The organism is Pedobacter sp. MC2016-05 (assembly GCF_026239735.1).
In the GTDB taxonomy this organism is placed as follows: Bacteria; Bacteroidota; Bacteroidia; order Sphingobacteriales; family Sphingobacteriaceae; genus Pedobacter.
The window spans coordinates 433,368-458,586 of sequence record NZ_JAPIVT010000001.1; the positions used below are offsets into that span (position 1 = coordinate 433,368).

23 protein-coding genes and 2 tRNA genes are annotated in these 25,219 nt (G+C 37.4%); 17 read left to right on the forward strand and 8 right to left on the reverse strand.

Going from position 1 to position 25,219, the window contains the following annotated elements:
* The first annotated feature begins 203 nt into the window (after positions 1-203).
* On the forward strand, positions 204-3,389 hold the full coding sequence (locus OQZ33_RS01840; protein ID WP_265797337.1) for a SusC/RagA family TonB-linked outer membrane protein: 3,186 nt from the start codon (positions 204-206) through the stop codon (positions 3,387-3,389).
* 18 nt (positions 3,390-3,407) lie between these two features.
* Positions 3,408-4,895, forward strand: coding sequence for a RagB/SusD family nutrient uptake outer membrane protein (locus OQZ33_RS01845; RefSeq protein WP_265797338.1), 1,488 nt, complete (start codon positions 3,408-3,410; stop codon positions 4,893-4,895).
* 168 nt (positions 4,896-5,063) lie between these two features.
* Here the strand turns inward: OQZ33_RS01845 and OQZ33_RS01850 are convergent, their stop codons facing one another.
* Both OQZ33_RS01850 and OQZ33_RS01855 read right to left on the reverse strand, forming a co-directional pair.
* Positions 5,064-5,390, reverse strand: a complete 327-nt coding sequence (locus tag OQZ33_RS01850; RefSeq protein ID WP_265797339.1) for a 2Fe-2S iron-sulfur cluster-binding protein — start codon at positions 5,388-5,390, stop codon at positions 5,064-5,066.
* A gap of 69 nt (positions 5,391-5,459) precedes the next feature.
* Positions 5,460-6,470: an NAD(P)/FAD-dependent oxidoreductase gene (locus tag OQZ33_RS01855; protein WP_056850743.1), complete on the reverse strand. Its 1,011-nt coding sequence runs from the start codon at positions 6,468-6,470 to the stop codon at positions 5,460-5,462.
* Positions 6,471-6,701: 231 nt separating this feature from the next.
* On the opposite strand from OQZ33_RS01855, the gene OQZ33_RS01860 reads away from it, so the two are divergent.
* Positions 6,702-7,385 (forward strand): hypothetical protein, encoded by a 684-nt coding sequence (locus tag OQZ33_RS01860; RefSeq protein WP_265797340.1) that lies wholly within the window; start codon positions 6,702-6,704, stop codon positions 7,383-7,385.
* A 45-nt stretch (positions 7,386-7,430) separates the two neighbouring features.
* Here OQZ33_RS01860 and OQZ33_RS01865 read toward each other — a convergent pair whose 3' ends face one another.
* On the reverse strand, positions 7,431-9,470 hold the full coding sequence (locus OQZ33_RS01865) for a prolyl oligopeptidase family serine peptidase (RefSeq protein WP_265797341.1): 2,040 nt from the start codon (positions 9,468-9,470) through the stop codon (positions 7,431-7,433).
* Between the two features lie 248 nt (positions 9,471-9,718).
* On the opposite strand from OQZ33_RS01865, the gene OQZ33_RS01870 reads away from it, so the two are divergent.
* The 6 genes from OQZ33_RS01870 to OQZ33_RS01895 all read left to right on the forward strand — a co-directional run bounded on the left by OQZ33_RS01870 (position 9,719) and on the right by OQZ33_RS01895 (position 14,316).
* Entirely contained in the window at positions 9,719-10,459 is a 741-nt protein-coding gene (locus tag OQZ33_RS01870; RefSeq protein WP_265797342.1) for a UDP-2,3-diacylglucosamine diphosphatase, read from the forward strand.
* 462 nt (positions 10,460-10,921) lie between these two features.
* Positions 10,922-12,070 (forward strand): IS1634 family transposase, encoded by a 1,149-nt coding sequence (locus OQZ33_RS01875; RefSeq protein WP_265797343.1) that lies wholly within the window; start codon positions 10,922-10,924, stop codon positions 12,068-12,070.
* A gap of 6 nt (positions 12,071-12,076) precedes the next feature.
* Positions 12,077-12,469 (forward strand): transposase, encoded by a 393-nt coding sequence (locus OQZ33_RS01880; protein WP_265797344.1) that lies wholly within the window; start codon positions 12,077-12,079, stop codon positions 12,467-12,469.
* Positions 12,470-12,794: 325 nt separating this feature from the next.
* Complete coding sequence (prfA, locus tag OQZ33_RS01885; RefSeq protein ID WP_265797345.1) at positions 12,795-13,868, forward strand: peptide chain release factor 1; 1,074 nt, start codon at positions 12,795-12,797, stop codon at positions 13,866-13,868.
* A 103-nt stretch (positions 13,869-13,971) separates the two neighbouring features.
* A tRNA-Asp gene (locus tag OQZ33_RS01890) sits at positions 13,972-14,045 on the forward strand.
* A gap of 197 nt (positions 14,046-14,242) precedes the next feature.
* Positions 14,243-14,316: transfer RNA gene (locus tag OQZ33_RS01895), tRNA-Asp, on the forward strand.
* A 69-nt stretch (positions 14,317-14,385) separates the two neighbouring features.
* Here OQZ33_RS01895 and infC read toward each other — a convergent pair.
* The 4 genes from infC to OQZ33_RS01915 form a co-directional block, all read right to left on the reverse strand.
* Positions 14,386-14,955 (reverse strand): translation initiation factor IF-3, encoded by a 570-nt coding sequence (gene infC, locus OQZ33_RS01900; protein ID WP_056850750.1) that lies wholly within the window; start codon positions 14,953-14,955, stop codon positions 14,386-14,388.
* A gap of 124 nt (positions 14,956-15,079) precedes the next feature.
* A complete protein-coding gene (locus OQZ33_RS01905) occupies positions 15,080-15,385 on the reverse strand; it encodes a hypothetical protein (RefSeq protein ID WP_265797346.1) in 306 nt (101 codons plus the stop codon).
* 154 nt (positions 15,386-15,539) lie between these two features.
* Positions 15,540-16,394, reverse strand: a complete 855-nt coding sequence (locus tag OQZ33_RS01910; protein ID WP_265797347.1) for an EamA family transporter — start codon at positions 16,392-16,394, stop codon at positions 15,540-15,542.
* Positions 16,395-16,522: 128 nt separating this feature from the next.
* Entirely contained in the window at positions 16,523-16,870 is a 348-nt protein-coding gene (locus OQZ33_RS01915; RefSeq protein WP_265797348.1) for a hypothetical protein, read from the reverse strand.
* Positions 16,871-16,989: 119 nt separating this feature from the next.
* On the opposite strand from OQZ33_RS01915, the gene OQZ33_RS01920 reads away from it, so the two are divergent.
* Together OQZ33_RS01920 and OQZ33_RS01925 are read left to right on the forward strand one after the other, a co-directional pair.
* Positions 16,990-17,520, forward strand: coding sequence for a superoxide dismutase family protein (locus OQZ33_RS01920; RefSeq protein WP_265797349.1), 531 nt, complete (start codon positions 16,990-16,992; stop codon positions 17,518-17,520).
* 93 nt (positions 17,521-17,613) lie between these two features.
* The gene (locus tag OQZ33_RS01925; protein WP_265797350.1) at positions 17,614-18,144 is read left to right on the forward strand and encodes an ExbD/TolR family protein; all 531 of its coding nucleotides are present in this window, start codon (positions 17,614-17,616) and stop codon (positions 18,142-18,144) included.
* A 67-nt stretch (positions 18,145-18,211) separates the two neighbouring features.
* On the opposite strand, the gene metK is transcribed toward OQZ33_RS01925, so the two are convergent.
* Positions 18,212-19,498 carry a methionine adenosyltransferase gene (gene metK / locus OQZ33_RS01930; protein ID WP_265797351.1) on the reverse strand — a complete coding sequence of 429 codons (1,287 nt, stop codon included), beginning with the start codon at positions 19,496-19,498 and terminating at the stop codon, positions 18,212-18,214.
* A gap of 225 nt (positions 19,499-19,723) precedes the next feature.
* Here metK and OQZ33_RS01935 point away from each other — a divergent pair, with 225 nt between their 5' ends.
* The 6 genes from OQZ33_RS01935 to OQZ33_RS01960 all read left to right on the forward strand — a co-directional run bounded on the left by OQZ33_RS01935 (position 19,724) and on the right by OQZ33_RS01960 (position 25,217).
* The gene (locus OQZ33_RS01935; protein ID WP_265797352.1) at positions 19,724-20,605 is read left to right on the forward strand and encodes a diacylglycerol/lipid kinase family protein; all 882 of its coding nucleotides are present in this window, start codon (positions 19,724-19,726) and stop codon (positions 20,603-20,605) included.
* Between the two features lie 37 nt (positions 20,606-20,642).
* Positions 20,643-20,993: a translation initiation factor gene (locus OQZ33_RS01940; RefSeq protein WP_265797353.1), complete on the forward strand. Its 351-nt coding sequence runs from the start codon at positions 20,643-20,645 to the stop codon at positions 20,991-20,993.
* A 301-nt stretch (positions 20,994-21,294) separates the two neighbouring features.
* Entirely contained in the window at positions 21,295-22,890 is a 1,596-nt protein-coding gene (gene pckA, locus OQZ33_RS01945; protein WP_265797354.1) for a phosphoenolpyruvate carboxykinase (ATP), read from the forward strand.
* 297 nt (positions 22,891-23,187) lie between these two features.
* A complete protein-coding gene (locus tag OQZ33_RS01950) occupies positions 23,188-24,018 on the forward strand; it encodes a MotA/TolQ/ExbB proton channel family protein (protein WP_265797355.1) in 831 nt (276 codons plus the stop codon).
* A 74-nt stretch (positions 24,019-24,092) separates the two neighbouring features.
* Positions 24,093-24,707 carry a biopolymer transporter ExbD gene (locus tag OQZ33_RS01955; RefSeq protein ID WP_265797356.1) on the forward strand — a complete coding sequence of 205 codons (615 nt, stop codon included), beginning with the start codon at positions 24,093-24,095 and terminating at the stop codon, positions 24,705-24,707.
* 3 nt (positions 24,708-24,710) lie between these two features.
* Positions 24,711-25,217, forward strand: a complete 507-nt coding sequence (locus tag OQZ33_RS01960; RefSeq protein ID WP_056850765.1) for an ExbD/TolR family protein — start codon at positions 24,711-24,713, stop codon at positions 25,215-25,217.
* Positions 25,218-25,219: the final 2 nt, after the last annotated feature.

Here is a 25,219-nt window from a genome sequence, read left to right on the forward strand (position 1 = left end):
AAATGTTATTTATAATATTGCGTCGATAAAAATTAACTAAAAAGTTAGTGTTAATATTATTTTAACCATAAGATAATATTAATGTCATAAATTCTACAGGTCGTCAGATTTACCGCAATTTCCGGATTAATATTTGAAATTATTTTTCATATCCCCTAAATTAGTTGGCTTAAACTAATAAATCAAACAACTAATTTAAATTCATGAAAAAACTTTTACAAAGTTTGTTCGTGCTTTTGTTTTTTGCATCTAATGCAATGGCTCAAGATCGAACAATTACTGGGACAGTAACATCAAGTGAAGACGGTCTCCCAATTCCAGGAGCGTCCGTAAAAATCAAAGAGACAACAGGTTCAGGAACGTTAACAGGTAACGATGGTAAATATTCCATTCGCGTTAGCCAGAGTGCAAAAACACTTGTCATCTCTTCTCTTGGTTTTTTAACACGTGAAGTAGCGATTAGCGGAACAACCGTTAACTTAGCATTAACAACCGATACCAAATCATTGGATGAAGTATTAATTGTTGGTTATGGTACCGCTAAAAAGGAAACTTTTACTGGTTCAACTGCTCAAATCAACGCTGGTGAGTTCGAAAAAAGACCGCTTACAAACGTACTTAGTGCAGTTGTAGGCGCTGCTCCTGGTATTCAAACCAATCTTGCAGGTGGTGCACCAGGCTCTTCTGCCGCAATTCGCGTAAGAGGATTTGGTTCTATCTCTGCCTCAAACTCTGCTTTAATTGTAGTTGATGGAGTGGTTTATGATGGTGGTATGTCAAACATTAATCCGGACGATGTTGAAAATGTATCTATTTTAAAGGATGCTTCGACAACTGCGCTATATGGCTCAAGAGCAGCTAACGGAGTAGTAATGATTACAACAAAAAAAGGTAAGAAGAATTCTGATAATTTAACTTTTAAGGCATCAGTTGGATGGTTGGATCGGGGTTTACCAGAATATGAGCGTGTTGATGCCAATACGTACTATCCATTAATGTGGGAAGTGCAAAGAAATACTTTACAATATGGTTCTTTAGCCATTCCTCGTAATATCGCGGGCCAGATTGCTGCTGGTACATTAAGTAGTTATAATGGTGCAAATTACACTGGTGTTAAATCACTGTTAGGTTACAATCCTTACAATGTTGCTGATAACCAAATTGTATCCGCCGATGGTATTTTGAATCCTAATGCGTCATTGTTATATGGTGATGACTTAGATTGGGCTGATGCAGCTAGTCAAGGTGGCAAGAAAAGACAAAATTATAACATGACTTACTCAGGTGGTAATGAAAAATCTGATTTTTTTGCTTCAGTTGGTTACACAAATGAAGAAGGATTTCTTATAAAATCTGGATTAAAAAGATACAACGGTCGTGTGGCTGTGAATTCAAATCCAGTAAAATGGTTTAAAACGGGGTTAAATTTGAGTGGGACTTACAGTAAATCATTAACAGATAATGTTGGTGATGGCGGATCTTCAGTGGTTAATCCTTTTTATATTTCCCGTTATATTGGCCCAATCTATCCGGTATACCTTCACAATGCTACAACTGGTGATTATGTATTGGATGCCAATGGACAACGTCAGTTTGATTTTGGTAACGGCCGTCCGTTCTCTCAAGGTCGCCACACTATTTTTGAAAATATAAATGATTCGCAGAGATCAGTAAGAGGCGTTATCAATGCTAGGACTTATGCAACCGTTAATATCACCAAAGATTTAAAAGCGACTACTAATGTAAGTTTCGATTTGCAGGATATTCACGAGCGCTTATATGATAACCCGATTGTAGGTGATGGAGCTCCAGCAGGTAGGGCTTATCAATATTTATACCGTACAACCAATATTACCTTTAACCAATTATTAGAATATAATAAGCAATTCGGTAAACATAACGTTAATGCCCTTGCAGGACATGAAACTTTCACGCGTAAGTATAATGAACTTTCAGGTAGCAGAAGTGGACAAAGTTTTGATGGAATCACAGAACTATCAAACTTTGCAACTGTTTTAGGTACAAGTTCTTTTGAGGATAATTATGCTCTTGAAAGTTATTTAGGTCGTATTAATTACGATTTTGATGGAAAATATTTATTAAGTGCTAACTTTCGTAGAGATGGTAATTCGAGATTTTCATCAGCGGTACGTTGGAATAATTTCTATGGTATAAGCGCAGGCTGGAATATCCACAAAGAGGCTTTCTTTAATGCTAAATGGGTAGACCAACTAAAGCTAAGATCTTCATATGGAGAATTGGGTAATGATGCTGGGATCGATTATTACGCTTACAAAGCTTTATATAATTTAGGCAATAATAACCAGGCTGAATCCGGATCTAGACAAGCTAGGTTATCAAATCCAACTTTAACCTGGGAGACTGCAAAAAACTTGGATGTAGCTTTGGAATTTGGCTTGTTTAAAAACAGATTAACAGGTACTGTCGAGTATTTTAACAGAATTACCGATGGTTTAATTTTTGATGTACCCCAACCATTATCAAACGGAGGATCAACTACAAGTCCGTATTATTTCGCTATTCCTACTAACATTGGAAGTTTGTATAACAGAGGTTGGGAAGCGCAGATTACCGGAGAGGTTGTTCGCAATAAAGATTTCAAATATACAGCAACCATTAATTTAACCAAATTCAAAAATCAAATCACTAAAATGCCAGACAACCAACCATTGATTCAGTCGTCAACTGGTTTTAAAGCTTATAGTGTTGGCCACTCGATTTATGATTTTTATTTAAGAGAATTCTACGGTGTTGATTCGCAGACTGGTGAGGCATTGTACAGAACTAATAGCCTAACAACGAATGCAAAGATTGTGAATGGAACTGACACGGTAACAAAAGTAATTGGAGAAGCAAATTATAGATACTCAGATAATTCTTCAATTCCTGATTTGTATGGATCAATGACAAACACTTTTACCTATAAAAACCTAAGCTTAAGTTTCTTGTTTACCTTCCAATTCGGTGGTAGAGTTTATGATAGCGCATATCAGTCGCTAATGCACGGTGGTAATTACGGTACGGCTATGCATGTTGATGCGTTGAACCGTTGGCAGAATCCTGGTGATGCGACTGATGTTCCAAGATTTGATAACAACCGCATTGCAGATTTTACAGGGGCGAGTACGAGATGGTTGACTAATGCTAGCTATTTACAACTGAATAATATCACGCTAAACTATCAATTCCCTGCACGTTGGTTAGGAGAGATTAAAGCTAAGTCGGCGAACGTATTTGTAACTGGAGAAAACTTAGCGTTATTCTCACACCGTAAAGGGATGGGCGTATCAAGTACTTTCACAGGAATAGTAGGGAACAATTACTATTTCAGTAAAGTTGTTTCAGTAGGTGTTAACATAGGCTTTTAATTCATTGTATAAAACATTATGAAAAAAATTATAAGTAAAGTGATGATTGTGGGTGCTTTGTTAACCACACTCAGTTCCTGTGAAAAGGGATTTTTAGAAACTAACCCAACAGATCAAGTTTCTACGGACGTACTTTTTAGTACTACAAAAAATGCCTGGACGGCAGTTAATGGTATCCATAGATTAATGTATAACCAAATTTTCGGTGCGCAAGCACAAGGTGGGCAGAGTGGAAATATGCTTTACATGGATATCTTGGGTGAGGATATGGTGTTTAATATCGCTTCTAGTACCTGGCTTCTAAGTGAAGGTAAATGGATATCACACCGTAACCCAAACAGCGGCATGTTGTTTTATAATTACCAGTTTTATTATGTAATTATAAGTAATGCAAACATGATTATCGCAAATATTGATAATGCAGAAGGTAGTGCTGCTGATAAAGCAGCTATAAAAGCAGAGGCACTAACTTACCGTGGGTGGGCATATTACCAAATGGTTCAATTATTTGGAGAGCGTTATGTTGCTGGTCAGGCAAATAGCGGTTTGGCTGTACCATTAGTATTAACGCCAGCTAACGAAAAAACGCCAAGAAGTACTGTTGCACAAGTGTACGCACAAGCTAATAAAGATATTGACGATGCTATTGGTTTATTTGCAGGCTACACAAGAACAAATAAATCTCATTTCAATATTGATGTGGCAAAAGGTATTAAAGCGAGAATAGCGCTGACGCAACAAAACTGGGCTGATGCAGTAAAATTTGCTAAAGAGGCTAGAACTGGTTATACTTTAATGAATAATACAGCTTATCAGGCAGGTTTTAACGATTACAGCAACACCGAGTGGATGTGGGCGTCACGAATAACTTCTGATCAAACAAATTATTTTTATTCGTTTTTTGCGTATATGTCTGCGAATTATAACTCTACAGTAATTAGAACCAGTCCAAAATCGATCAATTCATCATTATATAACTGGATTCCTGATACTGATGTGCGTAAAAAACTTTGGGATCCAACTGGAACAAACACCGCGGAGTTCCCAATTCCAACTTCAGCATCAAGTCGTTACAGATACATGAGCCGAAAATTTAAAGTTGCTGACGTTTCTTTAAGTATTGGTGACGTTCCATATATGCGTGCTGCTGAGATGTATTTAATTGAAGCCGAAGCTGAAGCGAGAAGAGGAAATGATGTTTTAGCTGCCCAGGCATTGTTGCCTTTGGCTGTTAACCGTAATCCTTCTTACACACTGTCAACAAATACAGGCGCAGCCTTAATTACTGAGATTATGAATCAAAGAAGAGTAGAGCTTTGGGGAGAAGGATTTAGATTCTACGATTTGAAACGTACAAATTCAGCTTTAGATAGAACTGGTGCTAATCATAACGTATCTTATGCTAATGTTTTAACCATTCCAGCTGGTGATAAGCAATGGCAATTTTTGATTCCTCAAGACGAAATTAACATTGGAAATGGTGTTGTAACACAAAATCCATTATAGTTTACACGCCCCAATACAAAAACAAAGGAGCTGTTTCGTACATATATATGAAATAGCTCCTTCTTCAGAGATCAATTCCTGCATTCGGGCTCTTTAAATGAATCCACTCATAACAACAAAGGGCGATGTTTTTCAACATCGCCCTTTACTTTTATCTATCTTATAAACTTAACTTACTCCGTGTAATTTCACTTTTAGGCCATCCATATTGTTGTTTAACTGTAGCTGGCAAGCTAAACGAGAGTTGGGTAACAAATCAGGCAAGGTATCTAACATTGCATATTCATCATCACTCATTTCGTTTAATTTCTCTTCGCCTTCTAACACATCAACGCAACAAGTGGCACACAAAGCCATCCCGCCGCAGGTAGCTAAAATATCGTATTCTGATGCTTTCAAAAATTCCATCAAACTCAAGCCCATATCGGTTGGTGCCTCGTGAAGGGTAACAGAACCATCCGGTTCTTGCATGTATATCGTAATGTTGTTTTCCATTTTTCTGCTCGCTTATTAGCGCAAACTTACTTAAAATAGTTTTTTATTGAAACAATATTAACGCAAAGCCTAAAATTCTGAAACTCCGTTTACGGTGGTATATTTCATCGTGTATTTTACACCCGGATTCATATACGAATAAGCACTGTGACTCATTAAAGCGGCCTCGTGGAAACCACAAAGTATTAATTTTAACTTATTAGCGTAAGTATTGATATCGCCAATGGCATAGATACCGGGAATGTTTGTAGAATAATCATCGGTATTAACCTCGATAGCACTTTTGCTGATGTTTAAGTTCCAGGCTTCAATTGGGCCTAATTTTGGACTTAAACCAAACAAAGGAATCAAATGATCTGCTTCTACAACCGTTTTTTCCATGGTACGGTTCTGTACAATTTCTACTTGCTCTAACTTATCTGATCCGTGAACAGCTTGTAAATTACTGTTTAAAATCAGGTTAATTTTTCCGCTTTCGGCCAATGCCATCACTTTAGCAACAGAATCTGGAGCACCACGGAAGCTCTCACTTCTATGCACCAACGTTAATTCAGAACAAACTTCGGCAAGGTAAATCGTCCAATCCAAAGCAGAGTCGCCACCGCCAGCAATAACCATTTTCTGATCACGGTATTTTTCGGGATCAAGAATCATATAGTTAACACCTTTACCGTTTTCAAAATTTTCGAGGTTTTCAACAGCAGGTTTACGTGGCTCAAAACAACCTAATCCGCCAGCAATAACCACCACTTTAGCTTCGATAACGGTTCCCATGTTCGTGGTTAAAACGAAATCAGCTTCGCCACGTTTTTCCAATCCTTCAATACGTTCACCTAAGGTAAAAGTTGGATGAAAAGGCTTTGCCTGCTCCATCAAATTATCAATAAGCTCTTGCGCCAATACCGAAGGATAACCTGGAATATCGTAAATTGGTTTCTTTGGGTAAATTTCAGAAAGCTGACCACCAACCTGAGGAAGGTAATCAATTAAATGGCAACGCATTTTTAATAAACCGGCTTCAAAAATGGCAAATAAACCAACCGGACCAGCGCCAATTACGGCTATATCAGTAGAGATCATTCAAAAAAATTTGATGCAAAGTTACAAAATAAACTTTTATCAATTTCTCTATTTAGAAATATTCTAGATAATTCTGTAATCTTATCTTATTCAGTATTTTATATGCTTTGAAGTGATTAAATTAAAAAGATAAGAGTTTTAGTCGTTCCAAAGCGAATTATAATTGGTCTATAGATTTAATAGAGTTAACTAATTTTTATATTTTGAGATTAATTTATATGTTAGCCAAAAATGGTATCTTCAATAGCGATGGACTTGGGAATTCTTCTGCCAATTTTAGGACTGCTGTTTGTGGTTTGGGCGATAACCTTTATCGTTTATAGTGAAACATGGCAACTCCCAACTGCGTTTATGCCTGTAGGTTTAGGCGCCTATATTTACCTGGAGCATCATCCATGGAATTGGCTAATGCTTTTGCCCTTGCTTTCCGCTCTCGTTTTTAATGTTAGTGCTGTATTGAGTAAGCCGAAATTTAGAGGTTGGGTAAGTTATTTGAATTACATCCTCCTTTTGCCCATAGTCATTTTATACCTTTTTAACTTCCGCTCCCTCTTTAAAGATGATAGCCTTTTAAGAACTATTTTCGCTGGTCTGGGAATCCTTGCCTTGTTAATTTACGTCTCAAAATTTTGGCTATCGGATGTTATTCTACTTTTGATTAATCAACTCTACACAAAAGAAAGTAGGAATTTCGAAACAACTATTGCAAATCGGTTCATAAAGGGTGTCGGTAAAACGAGAACTTTCCATGTAACAATAGGTGGTTTGGGCACTGTTGAAACTTCAGGATTTTTCTATTTATATGTCGGCCTTAAAAATATAACACCTTATGATAAGGTGAGGTTAAAATTAAAAACAGGGTGTTTAGGCACTGAGTTTATTTCTGGTTTTCCCAGGCTTATATCAAGAACTTAAATAACGTGAAGAATTTTCAGAAGTACTGATCAGGTTAAAATATCCTCACCACTCCATTCCCAGGTTTTGAAATACAAAACTCCACACATCAGCAGCTTCCTCAATCATTTTTGTAGTCGGTTTCCCCGCGCCGTGGCCGGCATTGGTATCCACTCTGATCAATATTGGATTCTCTCCTTGGTATTTTTCCTGAAGCGTAGCTGCAAACTTAAATGAATGTGCAGGTACCACACGGTCATCATGATCTGCAGTTGTAATCAATGTTGCCGGATAATTTACGCCAGCCTTAATATTATGCAATGGCGAATATCTGATCAGATAATCAAAGTCTTCTTTTTCTTCGCTGCTGCCATACTCAACCACCCAACCCCAGCCAACGGTAAATTTATGGTAGCGTAACATATCTAAAACGCCTACGGCTGGTAATGCAACTTTAAAAAGTTCCGGCCTTTGAGTCATGCAGGCCCCAACCAGTAAGCCTCCGTTTGATCCACCTGAGATGGCAATTTTAGATGGATTGGTATAATTTTCCTCAATCAAAAATTCGGCTGCCGCAATAAAATCGTCAAAGACATTTTGTTTCTTCTCCATCATTCCGCCTTTATGCCAGGCTTCGCCATACTCGCTTCCGCCGCGTAAACTCGGCTGAACATAAATTCCGCCCTTTTCCAGAAATAGCATTCTTGATAAACTAAATCCTGGTGTTAGGCTCACCTGAAAGCCTCCATAAGCATACAGGAAAACAGGACTATCGCCATTTAATTTAATTCCTTTTTTATGAACGATGAACATCGGTACTTTAGTTCCATCTTTTGAAGAATAAAATACTTGTTTGGTTTCATAGTTGTCGGTGTTAAAATTTAGGTCAGGTTTTCTGTATAGTGAGGAGGTTGCCTTTGCGATGTCATAGCGATAGATAGTGCCAGGCGTGGTGAAATTTGAGAAGGTGTAAAAGAACTCTTTATCCTCCTTGTAAGCGCCGAAACCGGTGGCGGTACCAATGTCCGGCAAGTCAACTTCCCTAATTTTTTTTCCTGCTAAATCATATTGAACAATGTTTGTACTGGCATCTTTGAGATACGACGCCCACAAAAAGCCCCCTCCCGTATCTACGCTTTCCAGTGCGAGGTTTGATTCGGGAATGATGGTTTCCCAATGGGCTGGAGCATTGTTTTCCGGATCTACGAGCACTACGCATTTATTTTCTGCATCCAGATCAGTATTCAATAAAAGCTTGTCGCCAACACTGTCTATAATACTATAGTTGTTTTCATAACCTTTAACCAAAAGAGAAACTTTGCCGTTAGGTATCCTCAAATCTTGATAATGTAAAGCATTACCAGATGTTCCGGCACTTGCATAAATAACTAAGAAGCGCTCATCTTCTGTAACAAAAGCTCCAAAATATAGGTTGGGATTGGTTTCATCCTCAAAAACAAGTTGATCATCCTCTTGTGAATCGCCTAATTTGTGATAGTAGATTTTTTGAAATTTATTGGCGGCAGATAAATCCGAACCATTTTCAGGCTTATCGAATTTACTGTAATAGAAACCATCACCTCTCCAGGCCGCACCAGAAAATTTTGTCCATTGCAGCTCGTCTGCTAATTCCTTTTTTGAAGCAATTTCTATGACGTGAATACTGTTCCAATCAGATCCAGCTTTAGCAACGGAATAAGCAACATATTGTTTGTTATGAGAAAAACCGATTAGAGAAACAGCTGAGGTACCATCAGCAGTTAACTTATTGGGGTCTAAAAAAACTTCCTCTTCTCCGTCGAGACCTTTTTTAATATACCAGATACTTTGGTTCTGAAGCCCGTTGTTTTTGGTAAAAAAGTAATAATCACCAACCTTAAACGGAGCACCATCTTTAGGGTAGTTCCAAATTTCGGTCAGCTTTTTTTTAATCTCATCGCGGTAAGGAATTTGAGACAAATATTGTTGCGTCACTTTATTTTCAGCGCTTACCCATGCTGCAGTTTCAGCTGATGTATCATTCTCCAGCCAACGATAGGGGTCGGCAACTTCGGTTCCGAAATAATGATCAACTGTACTGTCTTTTTTTGTTGCGGGATATTTCATTGAGGTCATTTTTTTTCAGCCTTGCAAGCTAACGAGACTACTGCAAATAAGCCAAATACAAATTGCTTTTTCATCTCGAAATGGATTTATTTACTATTATATGTTTTTCCTTTCGAGATGATTGCACAGATGCTTAGAATACACAGATTTTTTCTCTTATGTGATTTTTTGCATTCGAACTTTGGCCTGCATACTATGGACTCCAAACTTTTTCCTTCGGACTTTTTCCACTACCTTTGAAGCCTTACATGAGCAAGAACATTTATTTCGCTTCTGACTTTCATTTAGGTACGCCGAGTTACAGCGAAAGCCGTGCCCGTGAAAATCGCATTGTAAATTGGCTGAATTTTATTGAGCCAACCTGCAGCGAATTGTTTTTAATGGGTGACATTTTCGATTTTTGGTTTGAATATTCTAAGGTTATCCCTAAGGGATTTATCCGTTTGCAAGGTAAGTTGGCCACAATGGCCGATTCTGGAATTAAAATCTATTTTTTTAAAGGCAACCACGATATGTGGGTTCGCGATTATTTTAGCCAGGAACTTGGCATGGAAATCATTGGCGATGAGAAAATTATTGAACGCAATGGTAAGAAGTTTTACCTCCATCATGGCGATGGGTTAGGACCAGGCGATCATAAATATAAATTCTTGCGTAAAATATTCAGAAGTAAACTTTGCCAGTGGTTATTCGCTCGTTTACATCCTAACTTTGGAATTGGTATTGCAAACGCCTGGAGTCAGGGAAGTAGGGCAGCTCAAACTGAAGAAGAGGTTTTTTTAGGTGAAGATAAAGAATGGCTGGCCATTTATGCCAAAGAGCAGTTAAAAAAAGAGCATTTCGATTTTTTTATTTTTGGTCATCGGCATTTGCCCTTGGATATTCATTTAGGTAGTGGAAGCCGCTACGTAAATCTTGGTGAGTGGCTCAATTACAATTCCTACGCAGTTTTTGACGGGGTAGAATTAAAACTGGATTATTACAGATAAAATTTACAGTCTTGTTTTATATTGCGTATCAGAAAGATTTATTAAGTTTTGGAAAGCAAAATCCGCAGAATTTATAGCGTCCCTCTGGCTTTTCATTATAGTTCCGATTAGAAGAGAATCGATAGTTGCCATTTCAATCCGGGTTAATTGATTCTGCACTTGTTGCTATTTAAGAAACGTAAAGGTCAAAAAAGGTAATTACCCTCGTTTCCAAACTTGATAGAAGTGTAAAGCCACCACTTCTCTCGGTGCTTGAACGTTAGCGGGACTGCTGACCGACATATTTACAGAACCATCCCAAATCCTTTAAAACTGTATCAGCCTGTTCCAAACAAATTCAGCTTTTTTCCTGACTTTGTCGCTATTTCTTCAGTCAATTCATAAATAATTGATTCATTGCTATTTACAAAAAACGCATCACCAATTTGGGTGACGCAAAGCGATTAAGCGCTATATTTATGAATGTTTGTCCGAAAGAAAAAGAATCGTTCTGGCACTACCAGCATCGTTGTAGCGGTAAAGATCCAGGGTAAATTTAAGGAAGTTAAGACCATCGGTGTATCAAGGGATAATTTGGAGATTGACCGCTTCTATAATGAAGCTAAGGTTTGGGCAGATAATCAGGTGAAAGGAGAAGATTTATTTAGGCGGCATACTCAGGATACTGAGGAAGCATATGTTACCAATCTGTTCCTCTCAAATATAGAAAATATCCTTCATAATGGTGCTCAGCTCATATTAAATAGAGTCTATGAATCTATAGGATTTGATACTATAGATGATTATATCTTGAGACAACTGGTTATCTCAAGATTAACTCAACCGATGAGTAAATCCGCAACCATTGAATATCTAAAATCACATTTTGATGAGGATCTTCAGCTCGGTAAAATTTACCGATATATGGACAAGCTCTATAATACCCAGCAGGAATCTATTCAAAAAATCAGCGTTGAGCATACCAGAAAGATTCTTGGAGGTAAGATCGGTTTAATGTTCTATGATGTAACCACACTATATTTTGAATCAGATTACGGGGATGGTTTCAGAGAACCCGGCTTCTCCAAAGATGGTAAGCATAGTCAACCACAGATAGTTTTAGGGTTGTTAGTTAGTCAGGATGGCTATCCATTATCATATTCGATGTTCAATGGAACGCAATACGAAGGGCATACAATGATTCCGATTGTAGATGATTTTGTAAGGCGTTTCAAACTGGATGATTTTGTATTGGTCGCTGATTCTGGTCTTATAAATAAGAAGAATATAGATTTTCTAAAGGCACATGGATATAAATATATCATAGGTGCCAGGATAAAAAATGCAAATAAGGTTCAAAAAGATTGGATACTTTCCCAGCAGAAGATCGAAGGTGGTTTTAATGAGACCACCGTTGGACAAGGTAGATTGATAGTGGGTTATTCGGAAAAGCGTGCAAAAAAAGATGCTTATAACAGGATCAAGGGAATTAGTCGACTGGAAAAAGCTTTTAGGGCAGGCACCATTTCTAAGGAAAATATAAATAAGCGTGGCTATAACAAGTTCCTGGTGATATCAAAAGATGTACAGGTGAGCATTGACAAAAGCAATGTTGAGGAGGATGCAAAATAGGATGGATTGAAAGGATACATCACCAATACGGACCTTCCTGCAGCAGAGGTATATGATCAATATAGCAGTTTATGGCAGGTAGAAAGAGCTTTCAGAATTACCAAAGGGACGGTTGAAATGAGACCGATGTTCCATTTCACATCTAAACGAATAGAAGCCCATGTATGCATCTGTTTTGTTGCTTATAAAGTCTACAAAGAACTTGAACGCATATTAAATGAAAATCACTATAAAATAAGTGTGGATAAAGTCTTGGAAATCGCTAAAACCATTACTACGCTAAAAATAAAATTGCCTCAAAGTGGGAGAACCATCAACAAAACAATGATTATTACTGAAAGGCAAAAGGAAATTGAGTTGTTATTTTCAGACGACTTTTGGAAAACTCAATTTGGGTGACGCATTGGCGAAGTCAGGAGAAGAGAATCGATAGTTGCCATTTCAATCCGGGTTAATTGATTCTGCACTTGTTGCTATTTAAGAAACGTAAAGGTCAAAAAAGGTAATTACCCTCGTTTCCAAACTTGATAGAAGTGTAAAGCCACCACTTCTCTCGGTGCTTGAACGTTAGCGGGACTGCTGACCGACATATTTACAGAACCATCCCAAATCCTTTAAAACTGTATCAGCCTGTTCCAAACAAATTCAGCTTTTTTGTTTATTTTTGCATTTCCTAAATTTTTGGCGAATACCAAACTAGGAGCATTTCAATTCGAATAATACTATGTTAGATAAGTTAGAAGCCATAAAACTACGTTGGGAAGATGTAGAAGAATCGTTGAGTAATCCGGATGTGATTCAGGATATGAAACGTTTTGCGGCTTTAAATAAAGAATATAAAGACTTGGGCAAAATTGTAGATGAGTATAAAATCTACAAAAATGTAATGAGTAATATTGATGCCAACAAGGAAATTTTAGCGGTTGAAAAAGACCCTGAAATGCGTGAAATGGCTAAAGAGGAGCTCGATTTGTTGTTGAAACAACAAGAAGAAATGGAAAGCAATATCCGTTTGATGTTGATTCCTAAAGATCCGGAAGATGCTAAAAATGCAGTTTTTGAAATTCGAGGTGGAACAGGTGGCGATGAGGCAGCTTTATTTGCTGGTGATTTGTACCGTATGTATACCCGCTTTTTTGAAACTAAAGGATGGAAAGTAGAAACGGTTGATGTAACTGAAGGAACCGCTGGCGGTTATAAAGAGGTGATTTTGAAAGTGAGTGGTGATGATGTTTATGGTCAGCTAAAGTATGAGAGTGGTGTACACCGCGTTCAACGGGTGCCAGATACTGAAACGCAGGGACGTGTGCATACTTCCGCCGCTTCTGTAGCTGTTTTGCCGGAGGCTGAAGAAATTGATCTTTACATTAACCCAGCTGATATTGAGCTGCAAACTTCTCGTTCAGGTGGTGCTGGTGGACAAAATGTAAACAAAGTAGAAACCAAAGTGCAGTTAACACACAAGCCTTCGGGCATTGTAGTAGTTTGCCAGCAAGAGCGTTCTCAGTTAGGTAATCGGGTGATTGCTATGGAGATGTTGCGTAGTAAGTTGTACGACATCGAATTGCAGAAAAAGAATGGTGATATTGCTGCTAAACGTAAAACGATGGTTTCTACAGGAGACCGTTCTGCCAAGATTAGAACTTATAACTACCCTCAGGGGCGTGTAACCGAACACCGTATTGGCTTAACCATGTATAATCTACCGGCCATTATGGATGGAGATATTCAAGAAATTATCGATGCGTTACAGTTTGCTGAAAATGCTGAGAAAATGCAGGAAGGTGCTGGAAACTAGGCAATTAAAATTATTTTAAAATAAAATTTGCAAATAAAGATATAGTCTCTATATTTGCAACCTCGAAAGAGGAAAGAGGTTCTGACTTTAAAGAAGAGCAAAAGGAGTGGTAGTTCAGCTGGTTAGAATGCCTGCCTGTCACGCAGGAGGTCGCGGGTTCGAGTCCCGTCCATTCCGCAACAAAAGCCTTAACTTGAAAAAAGTTGAGGCTTTTTTGTTTTTTGAATGAAGAAAATGAAAATATACCAAATGAGATTCAGCAGGTTACAGATTTGATCTGCAAAATTTTGTTTAAAATAGCGATTAAGTAAATATAGTGCCTATATTTGCATTCCCGAAAGGGAGAGAGGTTCTAACTTTAAAGAGGAACAAAAGGAGTGGTAGTTCAGCTGGTTAGAATGCCTGCCTGTCACGCAGGAGGTCGCGGGTTCGAGTCCCGTCCATTCCGCAAAAAGAGCCTTAACTTGGAAAAGTTAAGGCTTTCTTGTTTCTAAGGTATTAAAGATGAGCGAACTATTTATTTCTTCCCAGCTTTTGGAGCTAGTGTTAAGAACATTCTCTTGCCCTCTAACTTTGGTAACAATTCTACTTTTCCAACATCTTCAAGTCCCTGGGCAAATTTTAGTAATAATATTTCACCTTGATCTTTATAAACAATTGATCTACCTTTAAAATGAACAAAGGCCCGAACCTTTTCGCCGCTTTCTAGAAACGAAATGGCATGCTTCAGTTTAAACTGAAAATCATGGTCATCTGTATTAGGACCGAATCTGATATCTTTTATAATGGTCTGTTTTGCTTTGGCCTTGATTTCTTTTTGCTTTTTCTTTTGTTCGTAAAGAAACTTGCTATAATCAATAATGCGACAAACTGGTGGACTGGCGTTTGGTGATATTTCAACCAAATCTAGATCCTGGTCTTTAGCTAATGCTAAAGCTGTTTCCAATGGATAAATATTTGTTTCAACATTTTCTCCGGTCAACCTCACTTCAGGCGAAGTGATGTATTGGTTAATTTTGTGTTCTGCTTCTTTTTTTCTGAAGGGCAAGCGTGGCCCCCTATAAAATCCTGCTTTTTTTAATGCCAAATTTGAAAATTTTTAGTTTAAAATTAATTATTTTGAGTTCCCATTTTAAGGATCTTTTTTAAGATACGATAATTTGAAAGCAAAAACGATTTCGAGCTTAATGATGACGTTGGAGCGACTTTAATTATAAGAGATTTGTAGCCGTGTCGGTTTGATTCGAGGGTTGGCTTTCCATTCTTAAAGCTTCGTAAGTAATAATGACAAAGCCAGATAGTAGTAAAACCAAAGCGATATATCGAATCGCTTTTTCCATTTTTTTAGTATTAACCATTCTATCCGAACAGGTAAATTCTGCTAAGCCTGCAACTTGTTTTCTTTGATCCTTACGTTTAATCGCAATGATAAATAATGCGGTTCCGAAAATGAATAATACGATACCGATAAGCAGAGGCATCGTAATAAAATGATATGCTTCTTGTGTGTTAATCATACATAATAGACACACCTTGATAGAAAAAGTTTAAATTTTATAGCAAATCTTATATTTAAAGGAGAGATCTAAGACTATTTAGCATACTCAAATCCATCAACATTTATCGACTTTGTTAAGTTTATGAATGGTAATTTTTAATTCGCAGGGTAATTTATATTTCCAGCGTTTTTTTTGCGGTAAGTGAAGATCCCGCTGTAGCAATAACAACACAGGCAACAGCGGCACATTCTACCACCGTGAGGTATTCTTGCAAAAAGACAAAAGCTGCAAGCGAAGCCATTGCTGGCTCCAAACTCATAAGTATACTAAAAGTTCTCGGAGGTAATTGTTTCAGGGCAGTAATTTCAAGCGTAAAAGGTATAGCGCTTGAAAGTAAAGCAAGCGCAGCGCCCAGCGCTAATAATTTAGGGTTGAGGTGATTTAGACCTCCTCCCGCAAATCCAAACGGCAGGATGAGAATAGTTGCGAATAACATGCCTACCGCTACAGCTTCACCGCCTTTCATTATCTTTGAAATTCTACCACCCAATAAGATATAAGCAGCCCAGAAAGCGCCTGCAAGTAGTGCCAGTAATACGCCAATTAAATCTAATCCTTTATCAGTCCAAGGTGCAATCAGCGCAATCCCCGCTGCCGCTAAGATTACCCAGATAAAATCGACAGCTTTTTTGGAGCTAAATATTGCTACAACCAGTGGGCCAACAAACTCTAGTGTAACGCCAAGGCCAATAGGAATGCGCTCTATGGCAAAGTAAAATATCATATTCATTGCGCCAAGAGAAAGGCCATATAAAATTACATATTTCCATTGCTTAGCGTTAAGTTCGCTCAGTTTGGGACGGAAAGCAACAAGTAAAATGATGGCAGATAGGCCTATTCTTAACGAAGCAGTTGCAGCAGCTCCGATCTCCGGGAAAAGACCTTTTGCTATCGCCGCACCACATTGAACACTAACGATGGCAGATAAAACTGCAGGAATCGGTGGAATGATAAATTTGCTTTTCATCAGAAATGATAAATAAGCGGCAAAAATACATATAATGGAAAGAGGAAGCACATAATGCTTAAGGCATATTAATAAAAAAGCACGAATGATGTCATTCGTGCTCAATCAAGTAATTTCAATAAGTTCTTTTAACAGAATAGCTCTTGTTCATCCCGGTTTTCAGTCGGAATTTTCTTAAGAAAATCATCAAAACCTGAACCTATATTATCCGAATAAATACCATAAGCATCTAAAATATATCCAATATTTTTATCCTTATCTTCTACTAAATAAAGTACGGAGTTGTCTCCAGGATCGGAGTCCCCCTCAAATCTATAAGTTTTAACTATTGTCAAATCTTCTGGTTTATAAATCTTGCTAAGCGATTTGCTTTGCATTTTACCATGATCAGACATCTTTAACTCATTATCTTTTCCTTTCAGCCTCAACTTTTCTAAAATTTGACTCAAAGTATTCATCGCAATTGGCCGTTCCATAATTCTATGATTTTATACTTGTTAAACATGTGGCTTCTTAAATGGTTTTAATGTGTTCAGTTTTTTAATCAAACCAAATGATTGCCAATCTGTTTCATATGAAAACTAAATTTAAAAGTATGAAAAAATATTTCTTAGGATTAGCGATTGCTAGTATTGCATTATTAAGTGCTTGTGGTCAGAAAGAAAGCAAACTTGCTACAGCAAGCTTAGCAGAAACTGCAGATCCGTCAAAAAGTATCGGCAAAGCTACCTTTTATGGGTTAAGTGATGGAAAAATTAAAATGGATTTAGAGTTAAAATTTGCTTCAAGAGCAGATAGTAACGTTGCTGTACATTTTCATGAGCATGGAGATTGTGGCGATATGGGAGAAAACACTCACGGGCACTGGAATCCAACGAAGGAAAACCACGGCAAGTGGGATTCTGGAGCATTCCATAGTGGTGATATAGGCAATATAAAATTGGATTCGAAAGGCGAAGCAAAAATTTCCATTACTACCGATCGCTGGAGTGTGCAAGATGGCGATGTTAAAAATATTATAGGAAGAGGTATTATTGTTCATGGAGGAACAGACGATTATAAAACACAGCCTACAGGTAATTCTGGCCCGCGGGTCGGTTGTGGTGTAATCGAAGCTGTTAGGTAATACACTTCACCAATTCTTTACAGCGATTAATTTTTAATCGCTTTTTTTATGCAATCTCTATTCAGTTGGCATCATCATTAAAATCCAAAACTTATGGCAACTTTAAACGAAACTACAAATGGCAAGCCTGCTAAAGGAAGAGCCCAAAAAGCAGCACCAGGAGTCGATTTAACGGCGATGGTCGATCTGATGTTCTTGCTAACCACATTTTTTATGTTAACCACGTCGCTGGGTACCTTGAATGCTGCAGATGTAGCCAAACCAGATGAGTGTGCTGGCTGTACAATGGATTATCCTGCTTCACGAACGATGACGGTTTTACTTGGCAAAAACAACCAGGCGGTAAGCTATCTGGGCACAGCTGATGCATCAATAATGACAATTTCGTCTATTGATGATCTTCAGAAAGAAATAGTAGGAAATAAACTTAAAGTGGCAAAAGTGCATGCAGATGATCCATCAAAATACATGATTGTGATCATCAAACCAACTAAAACTGCTAAATTTCAAGATTTTGTTGATGCGATTGACGAAATGAAGATCGCAGATATTAAGTCTTATAGTATTGACGATAAAAATATATTAAAACAAGAAACAGATTTTTTAAAATCGAAAGGTTTATAGTAACTCTCAAAGCAAAAAAGCTTCCCGTCTATGATTACGTGAAGCTTTTTTTTATATTTCTGTTGAATTAAATGCCGAATGCCGCTTTAACCTGATCTACATAATCCAATTTCTCCCAAGTAAACAGTTCAACACTAACGGTTTTTTCTTCACCGTAAGGGTTTTTAAAAGTTTTACTTACAGTTTCCGGGGTTCTGCCCATGTGCCCGTAAGCAGCTGTTTCACTATAAATCGGGTTTCTTAATTTTAAACGTTGTTCAATGAAATAAGGACGCATATCAAAAATTTCTTCCACTTTCTTGCTTATTTCGCCGTCAGTTAGGCCAACTTTTGCAGTCCCGTAAGTTACTACGTTAATTGAAGTTGGTTTTGCAACACCGATAGCGTAAGAAACCTGAACCAACACCTCATCGCATAAGCCAGCAGCAACAAGATTTTTTGCAATATGACGAGTAGCATAAGCAGCACTTCTATCTACCTTACTTGGATCTTTGCCAGAGAAAGCGCCACCACCGTGAGCACCTTTACCACCATAAGTATCTACAATAATTTTTCGGCCAGTCAAACCCGTATCACCGTGTGGACCGCCAATTACAAATACTCCGGTCGGATTGATGTGGTAAGTGATGTCATCATTAAACAAATGAGCGTACTGCGGATATTTTGCTTTGATTCGCGGAATTAAAATGGAAACCAAATCACTTTTAATTTTGGTCAACATTTCTTCGTTGGCAGCGTCTTTATCTGCTTTGGATTCAGAATTAGGCTTCACAAAATCGTCATGCTGTGTAGAAATTACAATGGCGTCGATACGCTGAGGTTGGTTATCGTCAGAATATTCTAACGTTACCTGCGATTTTGCATCTGGACGTAAATAGCTGATTTCAGAATTCTCTCTTCTTAAATTGGCTAATTCTCTCAATAAAGCGTGAGACAAATCAAGTGCCAATGGCATGTAGTTTTCAGTTTCGTTTGTAGCATAACCAAACATCATTCCCTGGTCGCCTGCACCCTGCTCTTCTTTACTGCTTCTGTCTACCCCTTGGTTAATATCTTGCGATTGTTCGTGAATGGCAGATAAAATACCGCATGAGTTAGCCTCGAACATGTATTCGCTTTTTGTATAACCAATTCTTTTGATTACATCACGGGCAATCTGTTGAACATCTAAATAGGTTTTTGATTTGACCTCTCCAGCTAAAATTACTTGTCCGGTAGTTACTAAAGTTTCACAAGCTACTTTAGATTCTGCGTCAAATGCTAAGAAATTATCAATTAGTGCATCCGAAATTTGATCGGCAATTTTATCTGGATGGCCTTCAGATACAGACTCTGATGTAAATAAATACGACATTTATTAAATATTATTAGTGAAATGTAAACAAAATAAATAATTGCCAAAACCCCTTGAAAACAGGTTTGTTATGATTGGAAGGAGGCATTAGCAATTTTTTTAAGTGGTTGCAATCCGGTCCCGATGATCGGGATAGCAAATCAATCCACTTTTAATGCCTGCAAAATTAGCATATTTTCTTTATTTCAAAAATTATAGATTATTTTGTACGCTCATTCTTACACTTTGCACACAAAGAACAATATACTTTTCATTATTAATCCTATTTCCGGTGGAAAGGGAAAGCTGCGTATTCCTGATTTTATCGATAAGTATCTTGATAAAGAAAAGTTTAATGCAAATTTCGTATTCACAGAATATGTAGGCCATGCTTCGGAACTGGCAGATGAGGCCGCCACGAAAAATTTCGATGTGATTGTTGCCGCTGGCGGCGATGGTACCATTAATGAAGTGGCCACCAAAGTTTTAAAACATAATATTACATTAGGGGTTCTGCCGCTAGGTTCTGGAAATGGTTTGGCCCGTTTTCTAAATATTCCTAAAAACCTGCGCCACGCAATACTAGCTATAAATGCATTTAAGGTTGATAGAATAGATACTGCTGAATTCAATAACAAATGTTTCTTTAATTTAGCTGGTATGGGTTTTGACGCACATTTGAGCTCAGCTTTTTCAAGAGATAAAAAACGTGGTCTTGCAGGATATGTTAAGCTAGGGTTTCAAGAGGTCTTCAACTATAAGCCCGAACAATATCTACTTGATATTGATGGCAAGGAATATAGAAGAAAAGCCTTTGCCGTTAGTATCGCAAATTCTTCGCAATATGGCAACGATGTTTACATATCGCCCAACGCATCAGTAAAGGACGGTTTGCTCGATGTTTGCATTATTAAGCCTTTTTCTATCTTGAAACTACCTATGTTAAGTTACATCATGTTAAAAGGTATGGCAGAAACTTCTGATATGATTGAAATTATACGCGGAAAAAACATCAAAATTACAAGAGAACATGCGGGACCGGTTCATGTTGATGGCGAACCATTGCAGATGAGCGCCGATATTAAAGTGAGTATAAACCCACTTTCTTTAAAAGTTATAGTTCCTTAGCTTTACAAAACCTTCCATTACTTTCTACCTTTGTATAATGAAACCAAAAAAAAATAGCCTGAGTGATCTTGGTGGAATTATGTATTCTACAAATCCGGAATTCGAATATGAAGAGGAAGTAGACGATACAGTAACCTCACCAAATAACCAGCAAGATTTACGGGTAATGCTCGATAAGAAAAATAGGGGAGGAAAGGCAGTAACGCTTGTCACCGGTTTTAGAGGTAAAACAGAAGATCTAGAGGTTTTAGGAAAAATGCTAAAAACCAAATGTGGTGTCGGTGGATCTGTAAAAGATGGTGAAATTATGATTCAGGGCGACGTGCGAGATAAGATAATGGTTATTCTTCAAAAAGACGGTTACAAGGTGAAAAAAGCTGGGGGATAATTTAGTAGTAAACCTTAGCTTCTAAAACTGGAACATAACATCATTGGAAGGCTCCGTCGATCCATCCTCTTGAACGCTGTTTCTTCCAGCGAAGAAAATCTGAGTTATTATTTCTTTATACGGGCCTGCATCTTAGTGTATTTTTTTCATTTTTTTAAGGCTTTAAAATGGTATTTAAAATACTGTAAGTAAGATAGTTGTGCAATAGTGTAATTGCTACAATATGTAAATAATTACTTAAAAATACTAGTTTGTTTCATCAATTACTCTTTACCTTTGCCTCACTAACTAACTTATTGTTATGAGCAAAAAGAAACTGCATGCGCCAGATTTAAGCTATTTAAATTTAGGCGAAAACAATGCCGTAAAGTACCAATTATCTCCAATGGAATTAATTGATGAAGCCTTATTAAATAAAGAGGGCGAATTAGCATCATCTGGCGCATTAGCTGTTGATACTGGCAAGTTTACCGGTCGTTCTCCCAAAGACAGATTTATCGTGAACGACGATATTACTGAAAGCACTGTTTGGTGGGGTGAGGTAAATATCAAAATTAGTCCGGCAAATTTTGATCAATTGTTTGCCAAAATCACAAGCTATCTGATAGATAAAAAAATCTACGTTCGTGATGCTTCCGCATGTGCCGACCCTGATTACTCCATTTCTATTAGGGTAGTGACAGAAACCGCTTATCAAAATCTTTTTGCAAACAACCTTTTTCTTAGACCAGAAATTGATGATTTAGGATCTACGCCCGAATGGACAATTATTGCAGCGCCGGGCTTTTTAGCAGATCCAATGTCAGACGGCACGCGGCAAGAAAATTTCTCCATTATCAATTTCACTAAGAAGATAATTTTAATTGGCGGAAGTGGATATACTGGAGAAATTAAAAAAGGAATTTTCTCTGTTTTAAACTTCATCCTTCCAATCTATAGAAATACACTTTCAATGCATTGTTCGGCAAATGTGGGTAATGATGGCGATACTGCAATATTCTTTGGTCTTTCCGGAACGGGTAAAACGACTTTATCGGCTGATCCTGAGAGAGGATTGATAGGCGATGATGAGCATGGATGGGGAAATGATTCTGTTTTTAACTTTGAAGGAGGTTGTTATGCTAAATGTGTAGATTTAACAGAAGAGAAAGAACCACAAATATATAAAGCAATAAAATTCGGGGCACTTTTAGAAAACATTAATTTCTTCAATAATACTAAAGAGGTAGATTTTTCAAATATTCAAAAAACAGAAAATACGAGGGTAGCTTATCCGATTGATTTTATTGACAATGCGATTGTACCATCAATTGCTTCTGTTCCTAAAAACATATTTTTCTTGACAGCTGATGCTTTTGGCGTGCTGCCACCAATCTCGAGGTTGAATGTTGAGCAGGCCATGTTTCATTTTATGAGCGGCTACACAGCTAAGGTGGCAGGAACCGAGGCGGGTATTAACGAGCCCCAACTCACCTTTTCAGCTTGTTTTGGCAAGGCTTTTCTTCCATTGCATCCTTCAAAATATGCGGCGTTATTGGGTGAAAAAATGAAAGCCCATAAAGTAAATGTTTGGCTAGTGAACACGGGTTGGAGTGGCGGTCCGTATGGCGTTGGAAAGCGAATGAAATTAAGTTATACCAGAGCAATGATTTCTGCTGCTTTGAACGGAAATTTAGATCACCACCACTACAAAATGCACCATGTTTTTAAATTAATGATTCCTTTACATTGCCCTAACGTTCCCGATGAAATATTAGATCCATCGAAAACCTGGAGCAGCCAGGAAGAATACTTTTTGAAAGCTTATGAACTGGCAAATGCTTTTGCCGATAATTTTAAACAGTTTGAACAACCCAAAGTGTCAAAACTACACCAAGAAGAGTTAAAAGCGTGCTAATTTGTACTTAAAATACATTTTTTGGGCGAAAAATTTGCAATTAGGTTTTTTTTTAGTTTTTATTGTGAAAGAATTGCCTCTAGCTGGGGCAATTCTTTTGTTATACGCCTAGGTGGTTACCGTAAACTAAATGTTAAGTAACGATTTAATTGTTTATTGATTTATTAATTTGTAATTTAAAATCAATTTATAAATTTGTTTTTCGCAACAAAACCAGATAACAATCGTTGTGTGTAGTACAAAAGTAAAAACAGCTAAAAATTAAAAACAAGAACTAAAACTAAAAATTAAAAAAAAATGGCAAACGCACCAAAACCAACAACTGTTAAAAAAGAGAGCTCTTCAAGTGCTTCAAATGTTTTTGCAACATTAGTAATTCCAATTTGTATTGTAATCGGCTTTATCATTTGGAGATTTGTATTAGGAGATCCATCAAACTTTATCGACAATAACAACGAAAATTTACCATTACCAAACAACTATCCTGGTACAGCTTATAAAGGTGGTCCGATCGTAGCTATCCTAATCGGTTTATTATTAACTACAATCGTTTTCTCAATCGAACGTTTAATCGTTATTGGAAAAGCAAGTGGTAAATCAAGCTTAGATACTTTTATCATCAAAGTAAAAGGTTTCTTAAACGCTGGTAACATCGAAGCGGCAAAAGCAGAATGTGATAAACAACAAGGATCTGTTGCTAACGTAATCAAATCTGGTTTGAAAAAATATAGCGAAGTTGAAGCTGACACTAACTTAGATGTTGAGCAATCAATTGTTGCCATCCAAAAAGAAGTTGAAGAAGCTACAGCTTTAGAAATGCCTATGTTAGAGCAAAATTTAACTATTATTGCTACTTTGGTATCTATCGGTACTTTGATCGGTTTATTAGGTACAGTAACAGGTATGATCCGTGCATTCGCAGGTTTAGCTAACTCTGGTGCTCCAGATCAATCAGCATTAGCAGTAGGTATCTCTGAGGCACTAATTAACACAATGACTGGTATCGGTGTATCTACATTAGCAATTATCATGTACAACATATTAACTTCTAAAATTGATAAGTTGACGTATGCAATTGATGAGGCTGGTTTCAGCATCGTTCAAACTTACGCTAGCTCGCATAAATAATATTTTGAAAATATTTTTACCGGCTTTATGGAAAACCGGAAAAAAGATCATCATTATTAAAAAGTAAAAATATTATGCCTAGAATTAAAGTTAAAAGAACCAGTACAGTAACAGATATGACCGCCATGTGCGACGTAGCTGCACTGTTACTTACGTTCTTCATATTAACTGCTACGGCGAAACAACCTGAACCATTAGCGGTATCCACCCCTTCATCAACGTATGAATTTAAGGTGCCCGTTGAGAACAATGCAATTTTAACCATTGGTCAGGGTAAGGTTTTTTTCGAGGTTGCAGGTCAGAAAGTTAAGGCTAGAACCTTAGAGTTGATTGGACAGCAGTACAACATTACATTTTCTCCTGAAGAAATTAAAAAGTTTTCTTTAGTTGCATCATTCGGTGTTCCTGTATCAAGTCTAAAATCGTTTCTTGCACTTGATGGAGGTGAGCGTATGAAGCCGGGAGTACAAACTGGTATTCCAACAGATTCAACTGATAACCAGTTAAACTCGTGGGTACTACAAGCCCGTACTGCAACTGCAGAGGTTAATTCTCAACCAATGCGTGTAAGTATCAAAGGAGATTCAAAAGAAGAATATCCGGTAGTTAAAAAAATTGTGGATGTATTGCAGAAGCAAAAAGTAAACAAATTCTTATTGGTTACAAACGCTGAAGCTAGAAGAAAATAAGAAATGGCAGAATTAAACACAGGCGGGAAGAAAGCCACGCCAAGAGTCGATATGACGCCGATGGTAGATTTGATGTTCCTTTTGGTGACATTCTTTATCTTAACAACTTCAATTTCTACGCCACAGGCAATGGATATTGTGAAGCCAGATAAAGATGATAACAACAAGGACAATAGATTGGAACTGAAAGCTTCTAAAACCATGACTATTTTATTAGGTAAAAACGATAAGGTAGCTTGGTATATGGGAGAGGCTGGTGCAACAGCTCCAACTTTTGAAAATTTATCACAAGTTGAAAAATCGATCATCGACAACAGAAAAACAGCAGATGCATCTGGTGTAAAAGGAGAATTTGTGGTATTGGTTAAACCAACCAGCGGTTCTAACTTCAAAAACTTTGTTGATATCATGGATGAATTAGAAATATTGAAGGTAAAAGTTCGTCAGATTGATGATGACAATATCTTGGATAACGAAAAAGAAGCTATGAAAGCTCAAGGTATTTTATAATT

Excerpts from the sequence above, each read along its gene's own strand:
- OQZ33_RS01850 (WP_265797339.1), bottom strand. The coding sequence starts at position 5,390 with ATGGAAAACAACATTACGATATACATGCAAGAACCGGATGGTTCTGTT.
- OQZ33_RS01925 (WP_265797350.1), top strand. The coding sequence starts at position 17,614 with ATGGCAACTTTAAACGAAACTACAAATGGCAAGCCTGCTAAAGGAAGA.
- OQZ33_RS01950 (WP_265797355.1), top strand. The coding sequence starts at position 23,188 with ATGGCAAACGCACCAAAACCAACAACTGTTAAAAAAGAGAGCTCTTCA.
- OQZ33_RS01845 (WP_265797338.1), top strand. The coding sequence starts at position 3,408 with ATGAAAAAAATTATAAGTAAAGTGATGATTGTGGGTGCTTTGTTAACC.
- OQZ33_RS01855 (WP_056850743.1), bottom strand. The coding sequence starts at position 6,470 with ATGATCTCTACTGATATAGCCGTAATTGGCGCTGGTCCGGTTGGTTTA.
- OQZ33_RS01905 (WP_265797346.1), bottom strand. The coding sequence starts at position 15,385 with ATGATTAACACACAAGAAGCATATCATTTTATTACGATGCCTCTGCTT.
- OQZ33_RS01875 (WP_265797343.1), top strand. The coding sequence starts at position 10,922 with ATGTTTGTCCGAAAGAAAAAGAATCGTTCTGGCACTACCAGCATCGTT.
- OQZ33_RS01865 (WP_265797341.1), bottom strand. The coding sequence starts at position 9,470 with ATGAAATATCCCGCAACAAAAAAAGACAGTACAGTTGATCATTATTTC.
- OQZ33_RS01920 (WP_265797349.1), top strand. The coding sequence starts at position 16,990 with ATGAAAAAATATTTCTTAGGATTAGCGATTGCTAGTATTGCATTATTA.
- OQZ33_RS01860 (WP_265797340.1), top strand. The coding sequence starts at position 6,702 with ATGGTATCTTCAATAGCGATGGACTTGGGAATTCTTCTGCCAATTTTA.
- metK (WP_265797351.1), bottom strand. The coding sequence starts at position 19,498 with ATGTCGTATTTATTTACATCAGAGTCTGTATCTGAAGGCCATCCAGAT.
- OQZ33_RS01870 (WP_265797342.1), top strand. The coding sequence starts at position 9,719 with ATGAGCAAGAACATTTATTTCGCTTCTGACTTTCATTTAGGTACGCCG.
- prfA (WP_265797345.1), top strand. The coding sequence starts at position 12,795 with ATGTTAGATAAGTTAGAAGCCATAAAACTACGTTGGGAAGATGTAGAA.
- OQZ33_RS01915 (WP_265797348.1), bottom strand. The coding sequence starts at position 16,870 with ATGGAACGGCCAATTGCGATGAATACTTTGAGTCAAATTTTAGAAAAG.
- OQZ33_RS01955 (WP_265797356.1), top strand. The coding sequence starts at position 24,093 with ATGCCTAGAATTAAAGTTAAAAGAACCAGTACAGTAACAGATATGACC.
- OQZ33_RS01910 (WP_265797347.1), bottom strand. The coding sequence starts at position 16,394 with ATGAAAAGCAAATTTATCATTCCACCGATTCCTGCAGTTTTATCTGCC.
- OQZ33_RS01840 (WP_265797337.1), top strand. The coding sequence starts at position 204 with ATGAAAAAACTTTTACAAAGTTTGTTCGTGCTTTTGTTTTTTGCATCT.
- OQZ33_RS01940 (WP_265797353.1), top strand. The coding sequence starts at position 20,643 with ATGAAACCAAAAAAAAATAGCCTGAGTGATCTTGGTGGAATTATGTAT.
- pckA (WP_265797354.1), top strand. The coding sequence starts at position 21,295 with ATGAGCAAAAAGAAACTGCATGCGCCAGATTTAAGCTATTTAAATTTA.
- OQZ33_RS01960 (WP_056850765.1), top strand. The coding sequence starts at position 24,711 with ATGGCAGAATTAAACACAGGCGGGAAGAAAGCCACGCCAAGAGTCGAT.